Genomic DNA, 17,375 nt, shown 5'->3' with positions numbered 1-17,375 from the left:
GTCCCATGCATTATTTTTCCATCCGCACCCGGTTGATCGTTGTCCTCACCCTGATCCTGCTGTCGGGTTTTTTCATCACCAATGTCATCTCCTACCGGGCATCCAAACACCAGATTCATTCATCCATTGTTGAATCCAGCCTGCCGCTGGCCCGGGACAACATCTATTCGGAAATCCAGCGAGACCTGATGCGGCCGATTTTCGTCTCTTCTCTCATGGCCAATGACACCTTTCTCAAAGACTGGGTTGCAGCCGGTGAAAAACAGACGGGTCCCATCATCCGGTATCTGACTGAAATTCAGGAAAAATACGGGTTTTTCTCTTCTTTTTTCGTGTCTGATATCACGAAAAACTATTATCACTTCAAAGGAATCCTTAAACAGATCCATCCCGATGACGACCATGACATCTGGTATTACCGGTTCAAGGAAAAAAATATTCAATATGATCTGGATGTGGACACCAACCAAGCTGAACAGAACCATATGACCATTTTCATCAATCACCGGCTCACTTCGGATGAACGCAGTTTTATGGGGGTGGTGGGGGTCGGGCTTGACTTCGACCGGGTGGCATCCCTTCTGGAAGATTACAAAGCCAAATATGATAGAAATATTTACATGGTCAGTCCGGATGGTATTATCCAGGTCCATACCGATCAATCCAGAATTCTGACCACCTCCATTTTTGATCAGCCGGGGCTGGGAGACATTGTCCATGATATCTTTGCAGCAAAAACCCAGCCGGCGTTTTTTGAATATGATGCCCACGGCAATCACATTCTTTTAACCAGCCGGTTTGTGGAAGAACTGGACTGGTACCTGCTGGTGGAACAGGATGAAACTCTGGCGCTCAAATCAATTCAAACCACGTTTGTGCAAAACTTTTTCATCGGCCTGGGCATCACCCTCATCACTATTTTGTTCGCCATTATGGTGATCAATTATTTTCAGCATCAACTGGAAATCATGGCCACCACGGACAAAATGACCAAAGCTTACAACCGTCGGGAATTTGAGCGGCGGTTTCATTTTCACACCGATGCCAACCGCAGGAAAACCATGGACTTAAGTATCATTCTGTTTGACATTGACCGATTGAAAGAACTCAATGATACCCGAGGGCATCTGGCTGGAGATCAAATCATAAAAAACATTGCCGGCATTGCCGCCGCAATCATTCGGGACAATGACATGCTGGTCCGGTGGGGGGGAGATGAATTTGTCATCCTCACGCTGGGGGACACGGATCAGGCAATTTACATCGCCGGCCGGCTACTGGACGCGGTTCAGGCCCATGATTTTCTGAAGGAATCTACAGAAGGCGGTATCATTCAAATGTCCATCTCCTGCGGTGTAACAGGCTTCGTGGAAGGCGATACCCTGGACACGGTGATGGCCCGGGCCGACAACGCCCTTTACCAGGCCAAAAGAGAGGGGCGCAACCGCGTTGTCCTGGCAACCGATGCAGGTTGATCAGGATCCCAGCAGGGTCAAAAACCGGTCTTCATCCAGCACGGGAACCTCCAGGTCCCTGGCCCGGGCCAGTTTGGAGCCGGCCTCTTTTCCCGCCACCAGATAATCAGTGTTTTTTGACACGCTGCCCGTGACTTTTGCTCCCAGAGACAGCAACCTTTTTTTGGCTTCGGACCGGGTCATGGTGGTCAGGGTGCCGGTGAGAACCAGGGTTTTACCGGCAAACACATGATCTTTTTTTTCAGCCGGTCCTGCCAGTGCATTGACGATGCTCACGCCATTGTTTTCGAGCTGACTGATCAGGGCACGGTTTTCAGAATTGGCGAAAAATCCGGCAATGGCATCGGCTGTGATGGCCCCCAGGCCGTGAATCCCTTCCAGGTCTTCCCTGGAAGCCGCCATGAGATCCTCCAGGGTCAAAAAATTCCGGGCCAGAACCCGGGCCGCATGTTCTCCGGTATGATCGATGCCCAAAGCGAAGACAAACCGGTGCAGCGGGATCTGCCGGGCTTTGTCAATGGCTGTGATCAGGTTGTGGGCCGATTTTTCCGCCATCCGGTCCAAAGGGATCAATTGTTCTTTTTTCAGGGTGAACAGGTCCGCAAATGAGGTAAGCAGCCCTTCATCCACCAGTTGCTCCACCAGTTTTTTTCCTAACCCCTCGATATCAAATCCTTTTTTGGAGGCAAAATGCCGGATCCGTTCTTTTCGCTGGGCCGGACAGGCCGCGTTGATGCATTTGACGGCTGCCTCCCCTTCCAGACGCTGGACAAGGGAATGGCACACCGGACAGTGCGACGGCATGTGAAAAATCTGTTCTTCACCCGTGCGCTCTGCTGTCAGAATCTTTACCACCTTGGGAATCACATCTCCGGCCCGGGTGACCAGGGCCGTGTCTTTGATGCGGATATCTTTTTTCACAATTTCATCCATGTTGTGCAGCGTGGCCCGGGACACGGTCACACCGCCCACCTGAACCGGTTCCAGCACGGCCACCGGGGTCAGGGTCCCGGTGCGGCCCACCTGAACCAGAATATCCGTGATCCGGGTGATCTTTTCCACCGCAGCGAATTTATAGGCAATGGCCCATCTGGGGCTTTTTATTTTCTCTCCCAAGGTCTGCTGCATGGGTATCGGGTCCACCTTGATCACCATACCGTCGATTTCATAGGGCAGGTCCGGCCGGATCTCAATCAGTTCTTTGTAAAATTCCAGGGTCTGTTCAATGGAGATCTTTTTTTTCACCAGCGGATTCACGGGAAACCCTAAGTCCGTCAACGCATCCAGCAATTCGGACTGAGAATCAAATGACAGCCCTGCCACCTGCCCCCGGCCATATACAAACAGGTCCAGGGGCCGGGACGCGGTAATGGCGGAATCCAGTTGACGTAATGATCCGGCGGCCGCGTTTCTGGGATTGGCAAACACGGGATCCCCGGCACTTTTTCGTTTCCGGTTCAATGTGTCAAAACCGGTCCGGGATATGAACACTTCTCCTCTGACTTCCAGCAGGTGCGGGCAGGCACGGGTGTCGCTTCTCAGGCCCAGAGGCACCGACCGGATGGTGCGCACGTTGTCTGTGACCACCTCTCCCACAAATCCGTCTCCCCGGGTCACGGCCTGAACCAGGACCCCGTTTTCATACCGCAGCTCAATGGCCACCCCGTCCAGTTTGGGCTCGGCCGTGTACCATATCTTGGTTTCACCGGTATTTTTCTGAATCCGGGCATGGAAATCCAGAATATCCTGATGGGAAAACGCATTGTCCAGGCTGAGCATGGGAACGGTGTGTTCGGCATGTTCAAACGCGGGCAGGGGCGCGCCGCCGATTCGCCGGGTGGGAGAATCCGGTGTGACCAGGTCGGGGTATGCGGTTTCCAGGTGGATGAGTTCCTGCATGAGCCGGTCATATTCTGCATCGGAAATTTTAGGATCATCCAGGACATGGTAATAATAATTATGGTCGTTCAATAATTTCTGAAGCTGTCTGACCTGTGCTTTAATGTGCGCGTCCATCACCGGCCTTTCATTGTCCAGCATCCATCATTGGCATAGACTGGGTTTCAGTCATTGGCTTAGACTGGGTTTCAGTCATTGGCATAGACTGGGTTTCAGCCAGGTGCCGGGCAAATCCCAGAATCGCGTCACAGGCATCCTGCCGGGCCGCTTTAAAACGGGACCGCCGGAAACCCGGGTCCCAGTCCCCGGCGGCCAGGCTGTCAGATACCACCAGGAGTGCCGCCACATCCACATTTTGAAACGCGGCCACGGAAAAAAGGGCTGAACATTCCATTTCCACGGCAATGGCGCCCTGATCCCTGAACCAGGCGATTTTTTTAGGTGTTTCCCGGTAAATGGCATCTGTGGTCCACACCGGCCCCTGGGCGCACACCAGCCCTTGGGTGTCCAGATGATCTGCCAGTTGTTTGCTGAGATCCGGATTCGGCAACGTTTGCGGCAGGACCGGGTCCAGGGAGGCATAATGCCTGGATGTGCCTTCATCCACCAGACCTGAGTCCGGAACGATCAAATCACCCACCTGAATATCAGACCGCAGGCTCCCGCACCATCCCAGAATCAGAATCTGTTTTGCGCCTTTGGCCACTAAGGATTCCATCATCATGGCGGCATAGGGAGATCCCACAAACGGTCCGGCCACACTGAATCCCTGTGAATCAGTGATCAGACGGCTGACAAAAAACGGCACCGATCCAAAGGATGTCTCAGCCAGATCCGGCTGGAGCAGCTTCAGATCCGCCGCCGTTGACACCATCACCGCCACCGGCCCTAAAGAGGGTGCCTGTCTTGTCCCTAAGGGCGGTATCAGGGATGTTTCACTCAGGTCCAACCATGCCGGATAATTCATCTTTTACCTCATCGATAATGTCGTACAGCCACATGATATCTTCCACAGACAGACGACCGGCCTTGGACGGGGCCCGGTCCGTGCCGTCTTTTTTTTTCAGAATCCTGGGGCCGATCTGAACTTTGGGTTCTCCTTCTCCATACTGCTGTATGGAAATCAACAGCCCGGTTTCCTCATTTTTCCACTCTTTAATCTTTTTATCTTTATCAGGGTCATAACCCGGCATATGTGTGCTCCTTTACAATTAAATTTTTATCTGGATTCAGTCGGTTATCAGTGTCATTCAATCAAAATTCCCGCAGGATCGATGCGGGTGTCCAGCAGTTTTGCCTCCGGTATATCTTTAAGCAGGGTCCGCCAGGATTCAGCCAGAAGTACCATATCCTTTTGCCCGCCCACAGCCCACAGACATCCGCCGCCGCCGGCCCCGGTAAACCGGGCCCCGCACTGGTGGGCCTGAGCCGCATCAAACAGTTTTTCACCGGTTTCATCCAGCACATCCGGGGTCATCTGTTGACGAAGCCGTGTTTCTCTGATCATCAAATCCGCCGCTTCGGCATACTCCTTATTTAGGATGGCCGTGTAAAACGCCCGGGTCATCTCAATAATCCGGGCAAAAACCGTTCGGGTTTTCCCCTGGACAAACGAGGCAACCCACCGGCTGTTGATATCTTTGGACACATGGGGAATGCCGCAGTAGGCCACTTGCATATGCGGAATGAAATTTTTTCGGTCATCTTTTGAATCAAACACAGGAAACCGGTCAAACACAGGACCGCCGTGGTCGCCTATTTTCCATGCCCACATATGGGCCCCGCCGAACGCGGCCGCAGCCTGGTCCTGCACCCCGCAGGGAACCCCGGCCACACTGGATTCAATATAATGGGCCAGCCAGGCCACCTGGGCCGGATCCACCGGGTTTTCAAACACCGTATGAAACGCGGCCAAAATGGCCACGGCTGCAGAAGAAGATCCCCCCAGGGCACTTCGGGGCGGGGATGCGGAATCGATCTGAATATGAACCCCATGAGCGTTGAAATACTGGGCACAGGCAAACATCAGTCCCATGGGATGATCAAACGGGGCATTGCCATGATCAAATTCAGCAGAATCAAAACCTCTGGACGATACCTTGATCCGGCCCCGGCGATATGGGGTCAATGTCACTTTAGTGCGCAGATCCATTGCCATATTGAATCCCACGGGATTCAGATGGGCCAGGGGCAGATAAAAGGTGGAAATATCCAGGGTCCCGCCGAAATCCACCCGGCAGGGCACCGACACCTTGACGGGATTGTTTTCCAGAATACCACTTAGGTCCATGCGTCATTTCTCAGTCGTTTTAAAAACGTCAATGTTTTAAATTCCCGGGCCATGTGAAAAGCGATAAACGATTCCAGCAGAATCTGTCCCTCTTTGACGGCCATGCTGGAAAACCGGATGCGATCGGCTTTTTCAACATGGGTATTGTTCATCCAGAACAATTGCTTTAATGTGCCCTTGGAAACATCCAGTCCGGATCTGACCCCGTTGACACGGCATTTGGGGCACACGATCTTTCCTTCCCTGAAATCAAACCGCAGCATCTTTTCGGAAATATCATCCAGATGAACCTGGCAGATGCCGCATCTTTCAATGGTGGGTGAAAATCCGGAAATACTCATGAACCGGATCTGAAACAACAGGCTTAACACCTCTTTGGGCATATCGGACCGGTTCAGCATGTCAAAAGAAAACAGCAGCAGATCATACACGTCCGGCTGGGCTTTGCCCTCTTCCAGCCACAGATTCACCATTTCCGTCCAGTAACTGGCATACGCGGTTTTATACACATCATACCGGATATTGGCAAACCCGTTTTCCAGGTCCGACTGCACCAGGGTCAACAACGCGTCTTTGTTCTTTTTGGGCATGCGGCACTGAATATGGTTGAAAGAAAACAGATCCAGGGACCCGGAAAAGCGCTTGACGCTTTTTTTGGCATTCTTGGCCATGACAGTGATCTTGCCTTTGTCTCGGGTCATGAAAGTGATGATGAAATCATGATCCCCATATTCAATCCGGCGCAGCAGAATCGCATCTGTTTTAAAATCGTGCATGTCCGGCTACAGCATGATCTTGATATGGGCATTTTTTTTCAAAGATTCGATCCACTTGGTGAACTTTTCTTCGGCCTGTTTTTGATACAAAATATCCTGAATTTCGTCTTTGACCTGCTCGATGGACTGTCCACCGGTCTCAATGATATCTTCCACATAAATAATCTGATGCCCCTGTCCGGTGGTAATGACCCCGGAATACGCCCCTTTTTTCAATGGCTGCACCGCAGTTTTAATGGTGTCATTAAAGGTCTGGATCTCAAACTCACCCAGATCTCCGCCGTCATCGGCATTGGGGGCCACAGAAAACTGCCGGGCAGCCTCTGGAAAGGAAAGCCCCTGATCCAGCCGGGACAAAGCCGTTCGGGCATCGGCTTCCGAGGCTGCAAGAATATTGCGAAGATGATATTTGCGTTCTTTTTTGAACATTTCCGGATGCGCCTGATAATAGGCATCAATATCAGCCTGGGTCACGATGATCCGGGACCGGATCACCCGGTTGACCAGCAACGACTGCATGATATCCTCCCGGACCCGTTCACGGTATTCTTCCAAAGAGATGCCTTCGGATTCAAGCCCTTTTTCAAGGGCTTCCTGATCCAGGCCGTTTTGTTGCTTGAAATTGTCAATGGCGGACGTCACTTCCTCATCGGAAACCGAGATCTGCTGGCGGACAGCCTCCTGCCGGGTAAGGGTCCGGTCGATCAGGGTATTGAGCATCTGTTTTTCCATGTCCTCAATCATCTGCTTTTTTTCAGTTTCAGATTTCGAGGAAGATGTCACCTGGGTCAAATAAGGTTGAACCGCTTTGTGCAGCCGGGATAAGGTAATGATGTCATCATTGATCACCGCAACGATCCGATCCACGATTTCCTGGTTTGCCGACACCCACGCGGCTGATCCTAACAGACAGAGTCCTGTCAACCATACAAGGACTTTTTTCATCATGGGGCGTTCCTTTTTGTTCATCTGTTTTAAAACCGTTTTTGCCTTTAGATGGCCTGCCAGGCCCAAAACGTCTTTTTTAAGCCTGGCAATTAATCTGAAACACTACCATTACCGCATTTTTTGCGCAACACTAAAGCCGGGGGAATGTGTGAACTTTTTTCTAGGGCCGCTTAAAAAAAACCGGCCGATCCCGGGGTCAGAAAAAATGGCAGGCAGCCACATGGCGGGTATCATTTCCCTTAGATATCAATGCCGGCGGTTCCTGGCGGCAAATGTCTGCCACATGGGGACACCGGGTATGAAACCGGCATCCTGACGGGGGATTTTCAACCGAGGGCACCTCGCCGGTGAGAATGATCCGCCGGGGTTCGGTATCCGGATCCGGCACGGGCACGGCGGAAAGCAATGCCCGGGTATAGGGATGCCGGGCATTGTCATAGATATCCTGGGCATCCGCCATCTCCACAATCTTTCCCAGATACATCACCCCGATCTGATCCGACATGTGCCGGACCACGGAAAGATCATGGGAAATAAACACATAGGTCAGGCCCAGGGTTTGCTGCAATTCCAGTAACAGATTTAAAATTTTGGACTGTACCGACACATCCAGGGCCGACACCGGTTCATCACAGATGATGATTTCAGGATGCATGCTCACGGCCCTTGCAATGCCGATGCGCTGACGCTGGCCCCCTGAAAATTCATGGGGATATCTGGACAGGCTGTCTTTGGAAAGGCCCACCTGGGACAAAAGCTGCCGGATTTCCCGGGACAGATGGGATGAATCATGACCGTGAATTCTGTATTTTTCCTCCAGGATCTGCTGAACCGTCTGCCTGGGGTCCAATGATTCATAGGGATCCTGAAAAATCATTTGAAGATGGGTGGCCAGTTTTTTTTTCTGAAAACCCGTCAGATTTGAAATGGATTGTCCCTGAACGGCGACAGACCCGCCGGTGAGATCGTACAGGCCCATGATACATCGCCCCAGCGTGGTTTTTCCGCAACCGGATTCCCCCACCAGGCCGAATGTCTTTCCTTTTTCCACAGAAAACGAGACATCATCCACGGCATGGACCCAGCCGGTCCGCCTGAGAAAAACACCCCCCAGCACGGGAAAATATTTTATAAGCCGGCTGACATTTAAAATGGTCATGCCTTCCTCCGATACCGGGGTAAAACAAAAGGGTTTTACACTCATGTGCGGTGCAAAACCCTTTTAAAATTTAAATGAATCGCTACAGTACAACGACGTTGACAGCCGCAGGACCTTTCTGGCCGTCTTCAACGTCAAAGGAGACCCGGTCACCCTCGTTCAATGATCTGAAACCGGTGGCGCTGATTCCTGTATGGTGCACAAAAACATCCGGCCCGTCTTCCTGTTCAATAAATCCATACCCTTTTGCATCGTTAAACCATTTTACAATCCCTGTTGCCATTACGACTTTCTCCTTACTTAAAATAAACATTTGGGGTAGTTTCACACTTCAGGTCGAGCCATTGGAATGAACGGGTCTTGCCTTAAGAACGAAACTGCAAAGCCTTTACTATACCGGCTTTCACTGTATATTATTCGCTTTGTTCTAAAAATCAAGGATTTTTTTATATTCTTTTCTTTTTTTGTTCAAAAGGCCGGGAAACCAGATGACACGCCACTGTCCGGCCCTTTCCCACGGATCTCAGCCGGGGCGGATGCGTCCGACAGATGTCTTCGGTATCCGGGCATCGGTCTGCAAACCGGCATCCTTCGGGCATCCGGGCCAGGTCCGGCACATGGCCGGGAATGGTGGGCAACCGGGTTTTGCTGTGTTTGGACAACGAAGGAATCGAAACAAGCAATCCTTGGGTATAGGGATGAAGCGGATGGTTGAAAAGCGAGTGGACATCGGCGGTCTCGACAATCTGTCCGGCATACATCACCGCCACGTCATCACAGTTTTCCGCAATCACCCCCAGATCATGGGTGATGAGAACAATGGACATGCCGGATTTGTTTTTCAGTGTTTTGATCAGATCCAGAATCTGTGCCTGAATGGTCACATCCAGGGCGGTGGTGGGTTCATCGGCAATCAGGATGTCGGGTTCACAGCTCAACGCCATGGCAATCATCACCCGCTGGCGGATCCCGCCGGAAAGCTGATGCGGATATTTATCCAGGACCCGGGCCGGATCCGGAATCCCTGCCCGCTCCAGCAATTGAATCGCTTTGGCGTGTTTTTCGCCGGCGGTCATGTCCGGAAAATGCAGCGCAAACACCTCTTTCATCTGCCGGCCGGCCGTGTGAACCGGATTCAGCGCCGTCATGGGTTCCTGAAATATCATGGCGATTTTCCGGCCCCGGATGCGCTGCATCTGCTGAATCGGCAGTGTCAAAAGATCCTGACCCTGATACAGAATCCGGCCCTTGACAATTTGTGACACGGGTTTGGGCAACAGCCGGATAATACTTAACGCAGTCACGCTTTTGCCGCACCCGGATTCTCCGGCAATCCCCAGGATTCGCCCTTTTCCCAGTGAAAACCCCACATGGTCCACGGCCCGGACCCGTCCCTGTTCCGTGTCGAATTCCACAACCAGGTCTTTGATTTCCAGCAGTGTGTGTTGCGTCATGGGGATTCTTTCGTCACTTTAAAGCGTTCATCGATCAGGGTGACCGGCACCAGGGCCGTTCCCTGTTTCATGGCTGAAAGGGTTTGATCATACAGATCCGGATCCATCCAGAAAAGCCCGCCCACGGTGGATGAAAACGGATCAAACAGGTTTTCGGACATGCGGGTGCCATGAAATGAGGGCAGCCTGAGCCACCGCCAGTAAGCGATCCGGACATAGGGCACCATAAACGTGGGCACATAGGCACACACCGCATGGATTTTGTTCTGGATGGCTTTGGACAGCCGGATCCGCTCGGCTTCATCCAGACTTTCCCGGTATTGATCGATCAGGGCATCCAGCTGCGGATTATCCGTGTTTGTGATATTGTTGGTCTGGGGCTTGTGGGCGTTGTCCGAATGCCATCCCTGCCAATAGGACGGCCGCATGCCGGTGCTCCACCCCATCCAGGCCACATCATGCTGTTTTTCCAGAAATTTCTTGAACATGGCGGATGAATCCAGTTTTTCCAGTTGCAGCTCAATGCCGGCTTTGCGGGCTTCTTCTTTAAGCACCACCAGCTGGGGCATATGATCGTCATATCCATAGGTAACAGTGACGGAAAACCGCTGACCGTTTCTGGACCAGATACCGTCATCGCCCCGGTGCCATCCCTGCCCGGTCATCAGGGATTCCACTCGGAACACATCATATTTCCGGGCAGAAATCGTGAGGTCCGTGTAATCCCCATATCCGAAAAACGGCTGGGCCAGGCGGAAATAATCCCCCCGCAGCACTTTTTCAATCACCTTATCGATGTTCATGGCATGGGCAAATGCCAGGCGTCGGTATCTTTCGGAAAAAACCTCTTTGTCCTGGTTGAGCCACATGCCATGGCTGGGCCGGGGCAGGTCATTGAAAAACCAGATCCGATGCACATACCCGTTTTCAATGACCCGGGTCTTTGATTTATCATACCAGTACTTGGGCTGGACCAGACCAAAGGTTTCCAGCCGGCCTTTCTTGAAATGCTCCCATTGAAGATTGAAATCTCTGATCACCGAATACTGGACCGTGTCCACATTGAACCGGTGTTTAAAATAGCGCCGGTCTTTTGCCCACCAGTCAATTTTTCTGGCAAACCGGATATACCGGCCTTTTTTGAATTCAGACATCTGATAAGGACCGGTATTGGGTACCACGGCCCAGTTGTACCGGTAAGTGAACTCTTTGTCCAACGGATGGAAAAAATGCGCGGGCGTGGGGCTGATACCCAGTTTCAGGTGAAGATCCGGCACGGCTTTGGTGCTTTTCACACCAATGGTGTGATCATCATACACCATGACTTGCTTGATCTCCCGGGTGTAATAATCATTGTACCAGGGGGCGATAATATGTTCCGAGCGCATGAACGTGAGGGTGTAGGCATAATCCCATCCCGTGACCGGCCGGCCGTCCGACCACCGGGCATCTTTGTCCAGCTTGAAATACATGGTTTTCTTATCCGGATCAAAAGCCCAGTGGGTGGCCAGTTCCGGAATGATGTTGCCGGTGTTGGGATGGATATTGATCAATGACAGCTGATTGTCCAGGATCGCAGACCTGAAGCTGCCGTTGGAATCCGGCCCCACCACCCGGAAGGTCATGGGAAAACTGAGCAGAGCGGCCCTGAAAAGCCCCCCTTTTCTGGCATCAGACGATGCAAACACGGGATCAGTATCATTGGTCAGCCAGTGAATATTTTCAGGCATGGGGGCATATTCACGCAAAAGCGGTTCATTTTCCTGGGCCGAAACTTTGGAAAATGACGGCTCTTTGGTCTCTGGGTCTTCCCGGTTGTCTGAACATCCAGCCAGGGCCGCACAACACACCAGTAACACAAACACCCATTTATGAAACCGCATGGTTTCTCCGTCTGCCTTGATAAATCCTCATCCATTTCCCCCATGGCGTTTAATCACAAACCATACCAGATGTCTGCGCCATGTGACAACACCTGTTTTTATCTCAGGTCCGGGTGTCTTGACATGCGGGCAGAAAAAAGCCTATTTTTAGGCACACATCCATTTGAAAGACAGGTATGGCCCAATGGAAAAACCTTTTTTAACCAGGTGTCTGAATTCATGATCCTGCACATTGATATGGACGCTTTTTTTGCGGCTGTGGAACAGCGGGATAATCCGGAACTCAAGCACCGGCCCGTGGTGGTGTGCGGCAATTCGCCCCGGGCTGTGGTATCCACAGCCAGCTATGAAGCCAGACAATTCGGAATTCATTCCGCCATGCCTCTTTTCCAGGCCAAACAGCTTTGTCCGCATCTGATTGTGGTTCCGGGACACAGGGAAAAATATGCCGCCGCATCCCAACAGATCATGGCGATCATTTCAAAATTCACGCCACTGGTGGAACCGGTGTCCATTGATGAAGCCTATGCCGATGTGACCGGATGCAGCACCTTGTTCGGACCCCCGCCGGTCATTGCAAGACAAATCAAACAGACCCTTTTCACCCATCTGGCGCTAACCTGTTCCATCGGTATTGCCCCGGTGAAATTTCTGGCCAAAATCGCCTCGGACATGAACAAACCCGACGGGTTGACCCATATCACCCGGGAGCAGATGCCGACGGTCATTCAGACATTGCCCGTTCATCAGGTTCCGGGAGTGGGAAAGCAGGCCATGCACCGGATGAAAGAACTCAATATTCAGACATTGGGGGATATTCAGCGGTTTGACGTGACACTGCTCACCAAAAAATTCGGCAAATTCGGCCGGCGGCTGTACCAGCTTTGCCGGGGCCTGGATGAGGACCGGATACAGCCCCGGGCCGCCCGCAAATCCATTTCCAGTGAAACCACCCTGGAAACCGATATTTCAGATGAACAGACCGCCAGAAAGATCCTGCTTTCCCTGGCCGGCCGGGTGGGAAGGGAATTGAGAAAAAAAAACCGGGTATGTGAAAGTGTGTCCATTAAAATAAAGTTTTCCGACTTCACCCAGATCACCCGGACCCGGAAAACCCCGGCCCGGACCTGTTCAACAGAAGCGATTTTCCACCAGGCCCGGCTTTTGTTTGAACAAGTGAAACTCACCCAGAAAATCCGGTTGCTGGGGGTGGGGGTCTCTCATCTGCAACCCAAACATGCGCCGGTTCAGATGGCCCTGCTGTCTTTGCCTGAAGATAATACCACAAAACAATGGGAATCCGTGGATCAGGCCATGGACCGCATTTTTGAAAAATTCGGCCGGGAAATGGTGACACCGGCGGTATTGAACCCGTTGAAAAATCCGTCACCCGGGAAAGGAGGACAAATGACCCGGACAAGTGCAAAAAAACTGATCATTTCAGGAAAGGTCCAGGGCGTATATTTTCGACTGGAAACCCGGAAAGCAGCCCTTCAGGCAGGGGTTGACGGATATGTGAAAAACCGGGCCGATGGATCGGTGGAGGCCGTGTTTCAGGGGCCAACCCAGGCCGTGGATCAGATGGTGGCATGGTGTCACCAGGGTCCACCCGCGGCCCGGGTGGACCAGGTAACCGTTGAAACCCTTGCGCTTCAACCGGACACAAACGGTTTTGATATCAGGTATTAAACGCGGTTTCCTTTTTTTTCTTCAGACTGGTCTTCAACGCTGCGGTATGAATGTCTGCGGCCAGGTGAACCGGGCTTTTACCCCATAACGGATCCCACCCGGCCGGATTGGCGGAGCAGAAAAACTGGACTTCCAGCCCGAACCGGGTCATGGCTTGATCCAGAGGCAGTCCCTTGACCTTTTCCGCTGCCAGCCAGGTGGCACCGCAGGGAGCGCCGCGATGAACCCGGATTTGTGCCACCCGGTCTTCATCAAGATCCACTGTGATCCGGGGGGTACCGAACATTTTGCCATATAAGCCCAGGGCATTGCTTTCCTGCAACGTACAGCAGATGGGCGGACAAAACGCATGGCCGCATTGCAGTTTTTTGCCTGATGAGACAATGGGGATGCCGAGTTGATCGCACAACCGGCTCAGATCCTCGGACAGATCGCAATGTTTGAGATAATCCAGAACCAGATCCGCTTCAATCGTTTTGGGCAGATAAGGGGATGTATCATCCAGCACCGGCGGCAGATCCGGTTCAATATTAAAAATTTGAATATCAAACTGGCGATCACCGAATTTGGCAATCCCTTTTATCTTGGTTTCTCCTGAATTGTTTTGTTGGAACACGGCAATGGTCTGCATGATTTAAAACCCCAGATCTTCATTGACCAGAATAATTTTAATCCGGTGTTTTACAAAAGATTTTTCAATAATGGTCCAGTAGTTACAGATCCGGTCCGGGCTGGCACAGTCCTGGCATATGCCGGTGGCGGCACAGGGCGTTTTTTTATCCAGATTCATGACGTTCACCGGGGCCGCATAGTTTTTGATCCGGAACATGGCATCTTCCAGATCCGCACACAGTTTGTTTCGTCCGATAATCAGCAGCACATGTTTGGGTCCCCACATCATGGCCCCGACCCGGTTGCCGATCATATCCAGGTTCACCAGCTGACCCGCTTCGGTCAATGCATTGGTGCCGGTGATGAACAGGTCCGCCAGCAGCGACTGGCGCCGTGTTTCCATCATGTCGTCAAAAGAAAGGGTTTTGTCGAATGTGTTGATGATCTCCAGATCTTTTTTTTCCATGAGCGCATGAAACAGGCCCGTGGACACAAAGGACATGGAGCCGCCCCAGGAAACGCTTTTGACATCCAGGGCCGGAATGATCTGTTCCAGGGCCAGGTCTTTGGCGCCGGCAGCCGTGTCTGAAATGAACACCTCGAATTTGTTTTTTTCAAGAGCTTCCTTAACGGCTTCCAGCTTTAAGCGCCAGTAATTATCTATGGGATTTTTCATGGGTGAATCCTTAAATGATTTGATGTTGACGTTATCTCTTCCAGATGGTTCCGACTATACCTGTCAGCGGTTTACCTGGCAATGATTTTTTCCGGATCCGTTTATGCAAACAAGATCTTTTTTTTAAAATACAACTTTTTTTGTTGACTTCATCCGACAATCTTAATATGTGATGACAAATATATAAATTGAATTCAGTAAATGACTTTCGTTTCTAATCTCTCCGTGGACGTTGCCGCTTTCTGTGCTGGTTGTAAGAATACATGATTGCTGTCATCAGTAGTCCCAGGATATGCACAACCAATATCGTTAAACACAATTGATCATATAATTTTTTCAACCATTAAATCCCCTGTGAAAAAGTATCCAGGTGCAAAGGAGGTGATAGCTTTTCAGCAAATCTTTAAAATCTTCCCATTATTTCAGGCAATTAAAACCATAAAGGAGATGCCGCATGAGCAGAAAAGACGTTGTCGAAACCACGGAAGCCCAGATCGCTGTCCATTGGAAAGAAGAAGAGTACTATCATCCCTCCCCCAAATTTATCGGCCAGGCCAACCTGACTGATCCAGCCGTCTTTGACCGGTTCAGCCTGGACAATTTTCCGGATTATTATACTGATTTTGCTGAAATGCTCACCTGGTATAAATACTGGGACGAAGTTCTGGATACCAGTGACGCACCCTGTTTCAAATGGTTTAAAGGCGGTCTGATCAATGCCAGCTACAACTGCATCGACCGCCATCTGAAAGACAGCAAAAACAAGACCGCCATCCATTTTGTTCCGGAACTCGAAGAGGAACGAATTGATCATATCACCTATCAGGAGCTGTATGTCCGGGTCAATGAATTCGCTGCCCTGCTCAGAGATTTTGCCGGACTCAAACGCGGGGACCGGGTCACCATTCACATGCCCATGTCTGCTGAGCTTCCCATTACCATGCTGGCCTGTGCCCGCCTAGGTGTGATCCATTCCGTGGTGTTTGGCGGGTTTTCCGCATCTGCCTGTGCTGACAGGATCGTGGATTCCAACTCCCGGGTCCTCATCACCATGGATGCTTATTACCGGGCAGGCAAACTGCTCAACCACAAGCAGCATGCGGACGAGGCCGTCAAAATTTCCGAAAAACAGGGTCAGGTGGTGGACAAGGTGCTGGTGTGGCAGCGGTATCCGGGCAAATACGCTTCTGATACCCCCATGCAGGACGGCCGGGACGTGTTTGTGAACGACGAGCTGAAAAACCATTACGGCAAACGTATCACACCGGAAAAAATGCTGTCTGAAGATCCGTTGTTTCTCATGTACACCAGCGGCACCACGGGCAAACCCAAGGGATGTCAGCACGGCACCGGCGGATACCTGGCCTATGTCACGGCCATGTCCAGATATATCCAGGATATCCATCCGGAAGATGTGTACTGGTGCATGGCTGACATCGGGTGGATCACGGGTCATTCCTTTATCGTTTACGGCCCGCTTGCTTTGGGCGCTTCCTCCGTGATCTACGAAGGGGTTCCCACTTATCCGGATCCCGGCCGATCCTGGCGTATCGCCCAGGCCCTGGATGTCAACATCTTCCACACCGCCCCCACGGCCATCCGGGCTTTGCGAAAGCTGGGGCCGGAGGAACCAGCCAAATACACCTATCATTTCAAACACATGACCACGGTGGGCGAGCCCATCGAACCTGCTGTGTGGAAATGGTATGAAAGCGCTGTGGGCAAGGGTGAGGCCGTCATCGTGGATACCTGGTGGCAGACGGAAACCGGGGGGTTTTTATGTTCCACCACGCCGGGTCTAAACCCTATGAAACCGGGCAGTGCCGGCCCCGGGGTACCAGGCATTCACCCGTTTATCCTGGATGCCGAAGGCAATGAAATCACACAACCCGGCATTGCCGGCAATATCTGCATCCGAAACCCATGGCCGGGCCAGTTCCAGACTATCTGGGGAGACCGCCAGCGGTTTGTGGACACCTATTTTGGCCCTATCTGCAAAAACCCGGAAAGCAAAGACTGGAAAGACTGGCCCTATCTGGCCGGGGATGCGGCCATGATGGCGCAAGACGGGTATTTCAGGATCCTGGGACGGATCGATGATGTCATCAATGTATCCGGCCACCGACTGGGAACCAAGGAGATCGAATCCGCGGCCCTGATGGTGGATGAAGTGGCCGAAGCCGCAGTGGTACCGGTATCCCATGAAATCAAGGGCAAGGAACCCGACCTGTACGTTGCCCTGAAAACCGGCATCAAACCGTCCGAAGAATTGGCAAAAAAAGTCTCTGATGCCGTGTGTGAGCAGATCGGCAAAATTGCCAAACCCAGACGAGTCTGGCTGGTACCGGACATGCCCAAAACCCGGTCCGGCAAAATTATGCGCCGGGTCTTAGGCGCCATTTCCAACAAAGGGGATGTCGGAGATGTCATGACCCTGGCCAACCCGGAAGTGGTGGAAGAGATCAGGAACATGGTTCAAAAATAATGCTGCGCTGTCAATGTGAGGAGGAAACA

At 51.8% G+C, this 17,375-nt stretch carries 15 protein-coding genes; 3 read left to right on the top strand and 12 right to left on the bottom strand.

All coding sequences use genetic code 11. The features are described from left to right. Positions 1-5: 5 nt before the first annotated feature. Positions 6-1,475, top strand: a complete 1,470-nt coding sequence (locus DPO_RS08595; protein ID WP_006965431.1) for a sensor domain-containing diguanylate cyclase — start codon at positions 6-8, stop codon at positions 1,473-1,475. Here DPO_RS08595 and ligA read toward each other — a convergent pair whose 3' ends face one another. The 10 genes from ligA to DPO_RS08545 form a co-directional block, all read right to left on the bottom strand. Further along, positions 1,476-3,491: an NAD-dependent DNA ligase LigA gene (ligA, locus tag DPO_RS08590; protein ID WP_006965430.1), complete on the bottom strand. Its 2,016-nt coding sequence runs from the start codon at positions 3,489-3,491 to the stop codon at positions 1,476-1,478. Positions 3,492-3,501: 10 nt separating this feature from the next. Beyond that, complete coding sequence (locus tag DPO_RS08585) at positions 3,502-4,341, bottom strand: nucleoside phosphorylase (protein ID WP_006965429.1); 840 nt, start codon at positions 4,339-4,341, stop codon at positions 3,502-3,504. Continuing rightward, entirely contained in the window at positions 4,310-4,567 is a 258-nt protein-coding gene (locus tag DPO_RS08580; protein WP_006965428.1) for a hypothetical protein, read from the bottom strand. Before DPO_RS08580 ends, DPO_RS08585 begins: the two co-directional genes overlap by 32 nt. A 53-nt stretch (positions 4,568-4,620) precedes the next feature. Beyond that, complete coding sequence (locus DPO_RS08575; RefSeq protein WP_006965427.1) at positions 4,621-5,664, bottom strand: GHMP family kinase ATP-binding protein; 1,044 nt, start codon at positions 5,662-5,664, stop codon at positions 4,621-4,623. Continuing rightward, positions 5,655-6,440 carry a DNA repair protein RecO gene (gene recO / locus DPO_RS08570; RefSeq protein ID WP_006965426.1) on the bottom strand — a complete coding sequence of 262 codons (786 nt, stop codon included), beginning with the start codon at positions 6,438-6,440 and terminating at the stop codon, positions 5,655-5,657. Before recO ends, DPO_RS08575 begins: the two co-directional genes overlap by 10 nt. A gap of 6 nt (positions 6,441-6,446) precedes the next feature. Then, positions 6,447-7,409 carry a SurA N-terminal domain-containing protein gene (locus DPO_RS08565; RefSeq protein WP_040011780.1) on the bottom strand — a complete coding sequence of 321 codons (963 nt, stop codon included), beginning with the start codon at positions 7,407-7,409 and terminating at the stop codon, positions 6,447-6,449. A 175-nt stretch (positions 7,410-7,584) separates the two neighbouring features. Continuing rightward, a complete protein-coding gene (locus DPO_RS08560; RefSeq protein WP_040011779.1) occupies positions 7,585-8,547 on the bottom strand; it encodes an ABC transporter ATP-binding protein in 963 nt (320 codons plus the stop codon). A gap of 82 nt (positions 8,548-8,629) precedes the next feature. After that, positions 8,630-8,830: a cold-shock protein gene (locus tag DPO_RS08555; protein ID WP_006965422.1), complete on the bottom strand. Its 201-nt coding sequence runs from the start codon at positions 8,828-8,830 to the stop codon at positions 8,630-8,632. Positions 8,831-8,993: 163 nt separating this feature from the next. Further along, positions 8,994-10,001 (bottom strand): ABC transporter ATP-binding protein, encoded by a 1,008-nt coding sequence (locus tag DPO_RS08550; protein ID WP_006965421.1) that lies wholly within the window; start codon positions 9,999-10,001, stop codon positions 8,994-8,996. Beyond that, positions 9,998-11,884 carry an extracellular solute-binding protein gene (locus DPO_RS08545; protein ID WP_006965420.1) on the bottom strand — a complete coding sequence of 629 codons (1,887 nt, stop codon included), beginning with the start codon at positions 11,882-11,884 and terminating at the stop codon, positions 9,998-10,000. The genes DPO_RS08550 and DPO_RS08545 overlap by 4 nt, the downstream gene beginning before the upstream one ends. Before the next feature lie 219 nt (positions 11,885-12,103). Here DPO_RS08545 and dinB point away from each other — a divergent pair, with 219 nt between their 5' ends. Next, positions 12,104-13,573 carry a DNA polymerase IV gene (gene dinB, locus DPO_RS08540; protein WP_040011778.1) on the top strand — a complete coding sequence of 490 codons (1,470 nt, stop codon included), beginning with the start codon at positions 12,104-12,106 and terminating at the stop codon, positions 13,571-13,573. Here the strand turns inward: dinB and dfsP are convergent. Continuing rightward, entirely contained in the window at positions 13,563-14,204 is a 642-nt protein-coding gene (gene dfsP / locus DPO_RS08535; protein ID WP_006965418.1) for a DUF166 family (seleno)protein DfsP, read from the bottom strand. The two genes, dinB and dfsP, sit on opposite strands and share 11 nt — an antisense overlap. A 3-nt stretch (positions 14,205-14,207) precedes the next feature. After that, positions 14,208-14,861: a lactate utilization protein gene (locus tag DPO_RS08530; RefSeq protein ID WP_006965417.1), complete on the bottom strand. Its 654-nt coding sequence runs from the start codon at positions 14,859-14,861 to the stop codon at positions 14,208-14,210. A 454-nt stretch (positions 14,862-15,315) separates the two neighbouring features. On the opposite strand from DPO_RS08530, the gene acs reads away from it, so the two are divergent. Beyond that, positions 15,316-17,346 carry an acetate--CoA ligase gene (gene acs / locus DPO_RS08525; RefSeq protein ID WP_006965416.1) on the top strand — a complete coding sequence of 677 codons (2,031 nt, stop codon included), beginning with the start codon at positions 15,316-15,318 and terminating at the stop codon, positions 17,344-17,346. Positions 17,347-17,375: the final 29 nt, after the last annotated feature.

This window comes from Desulfotignum phosphitoxidans DSM 13687 (assembly GCF_000350545.1).
Lineage (GTDB): Bacteria > Desulfobacterota > Desulfobacteria > Desulfobacterales > Desulfobacteraceae > Desulfotignum > Desulfotignum phosphitoxidans.
Note: the sequence above shows the minus strand (reverse complement) of the source record. Positions and strands in the feature narration are given on the sequence as shown.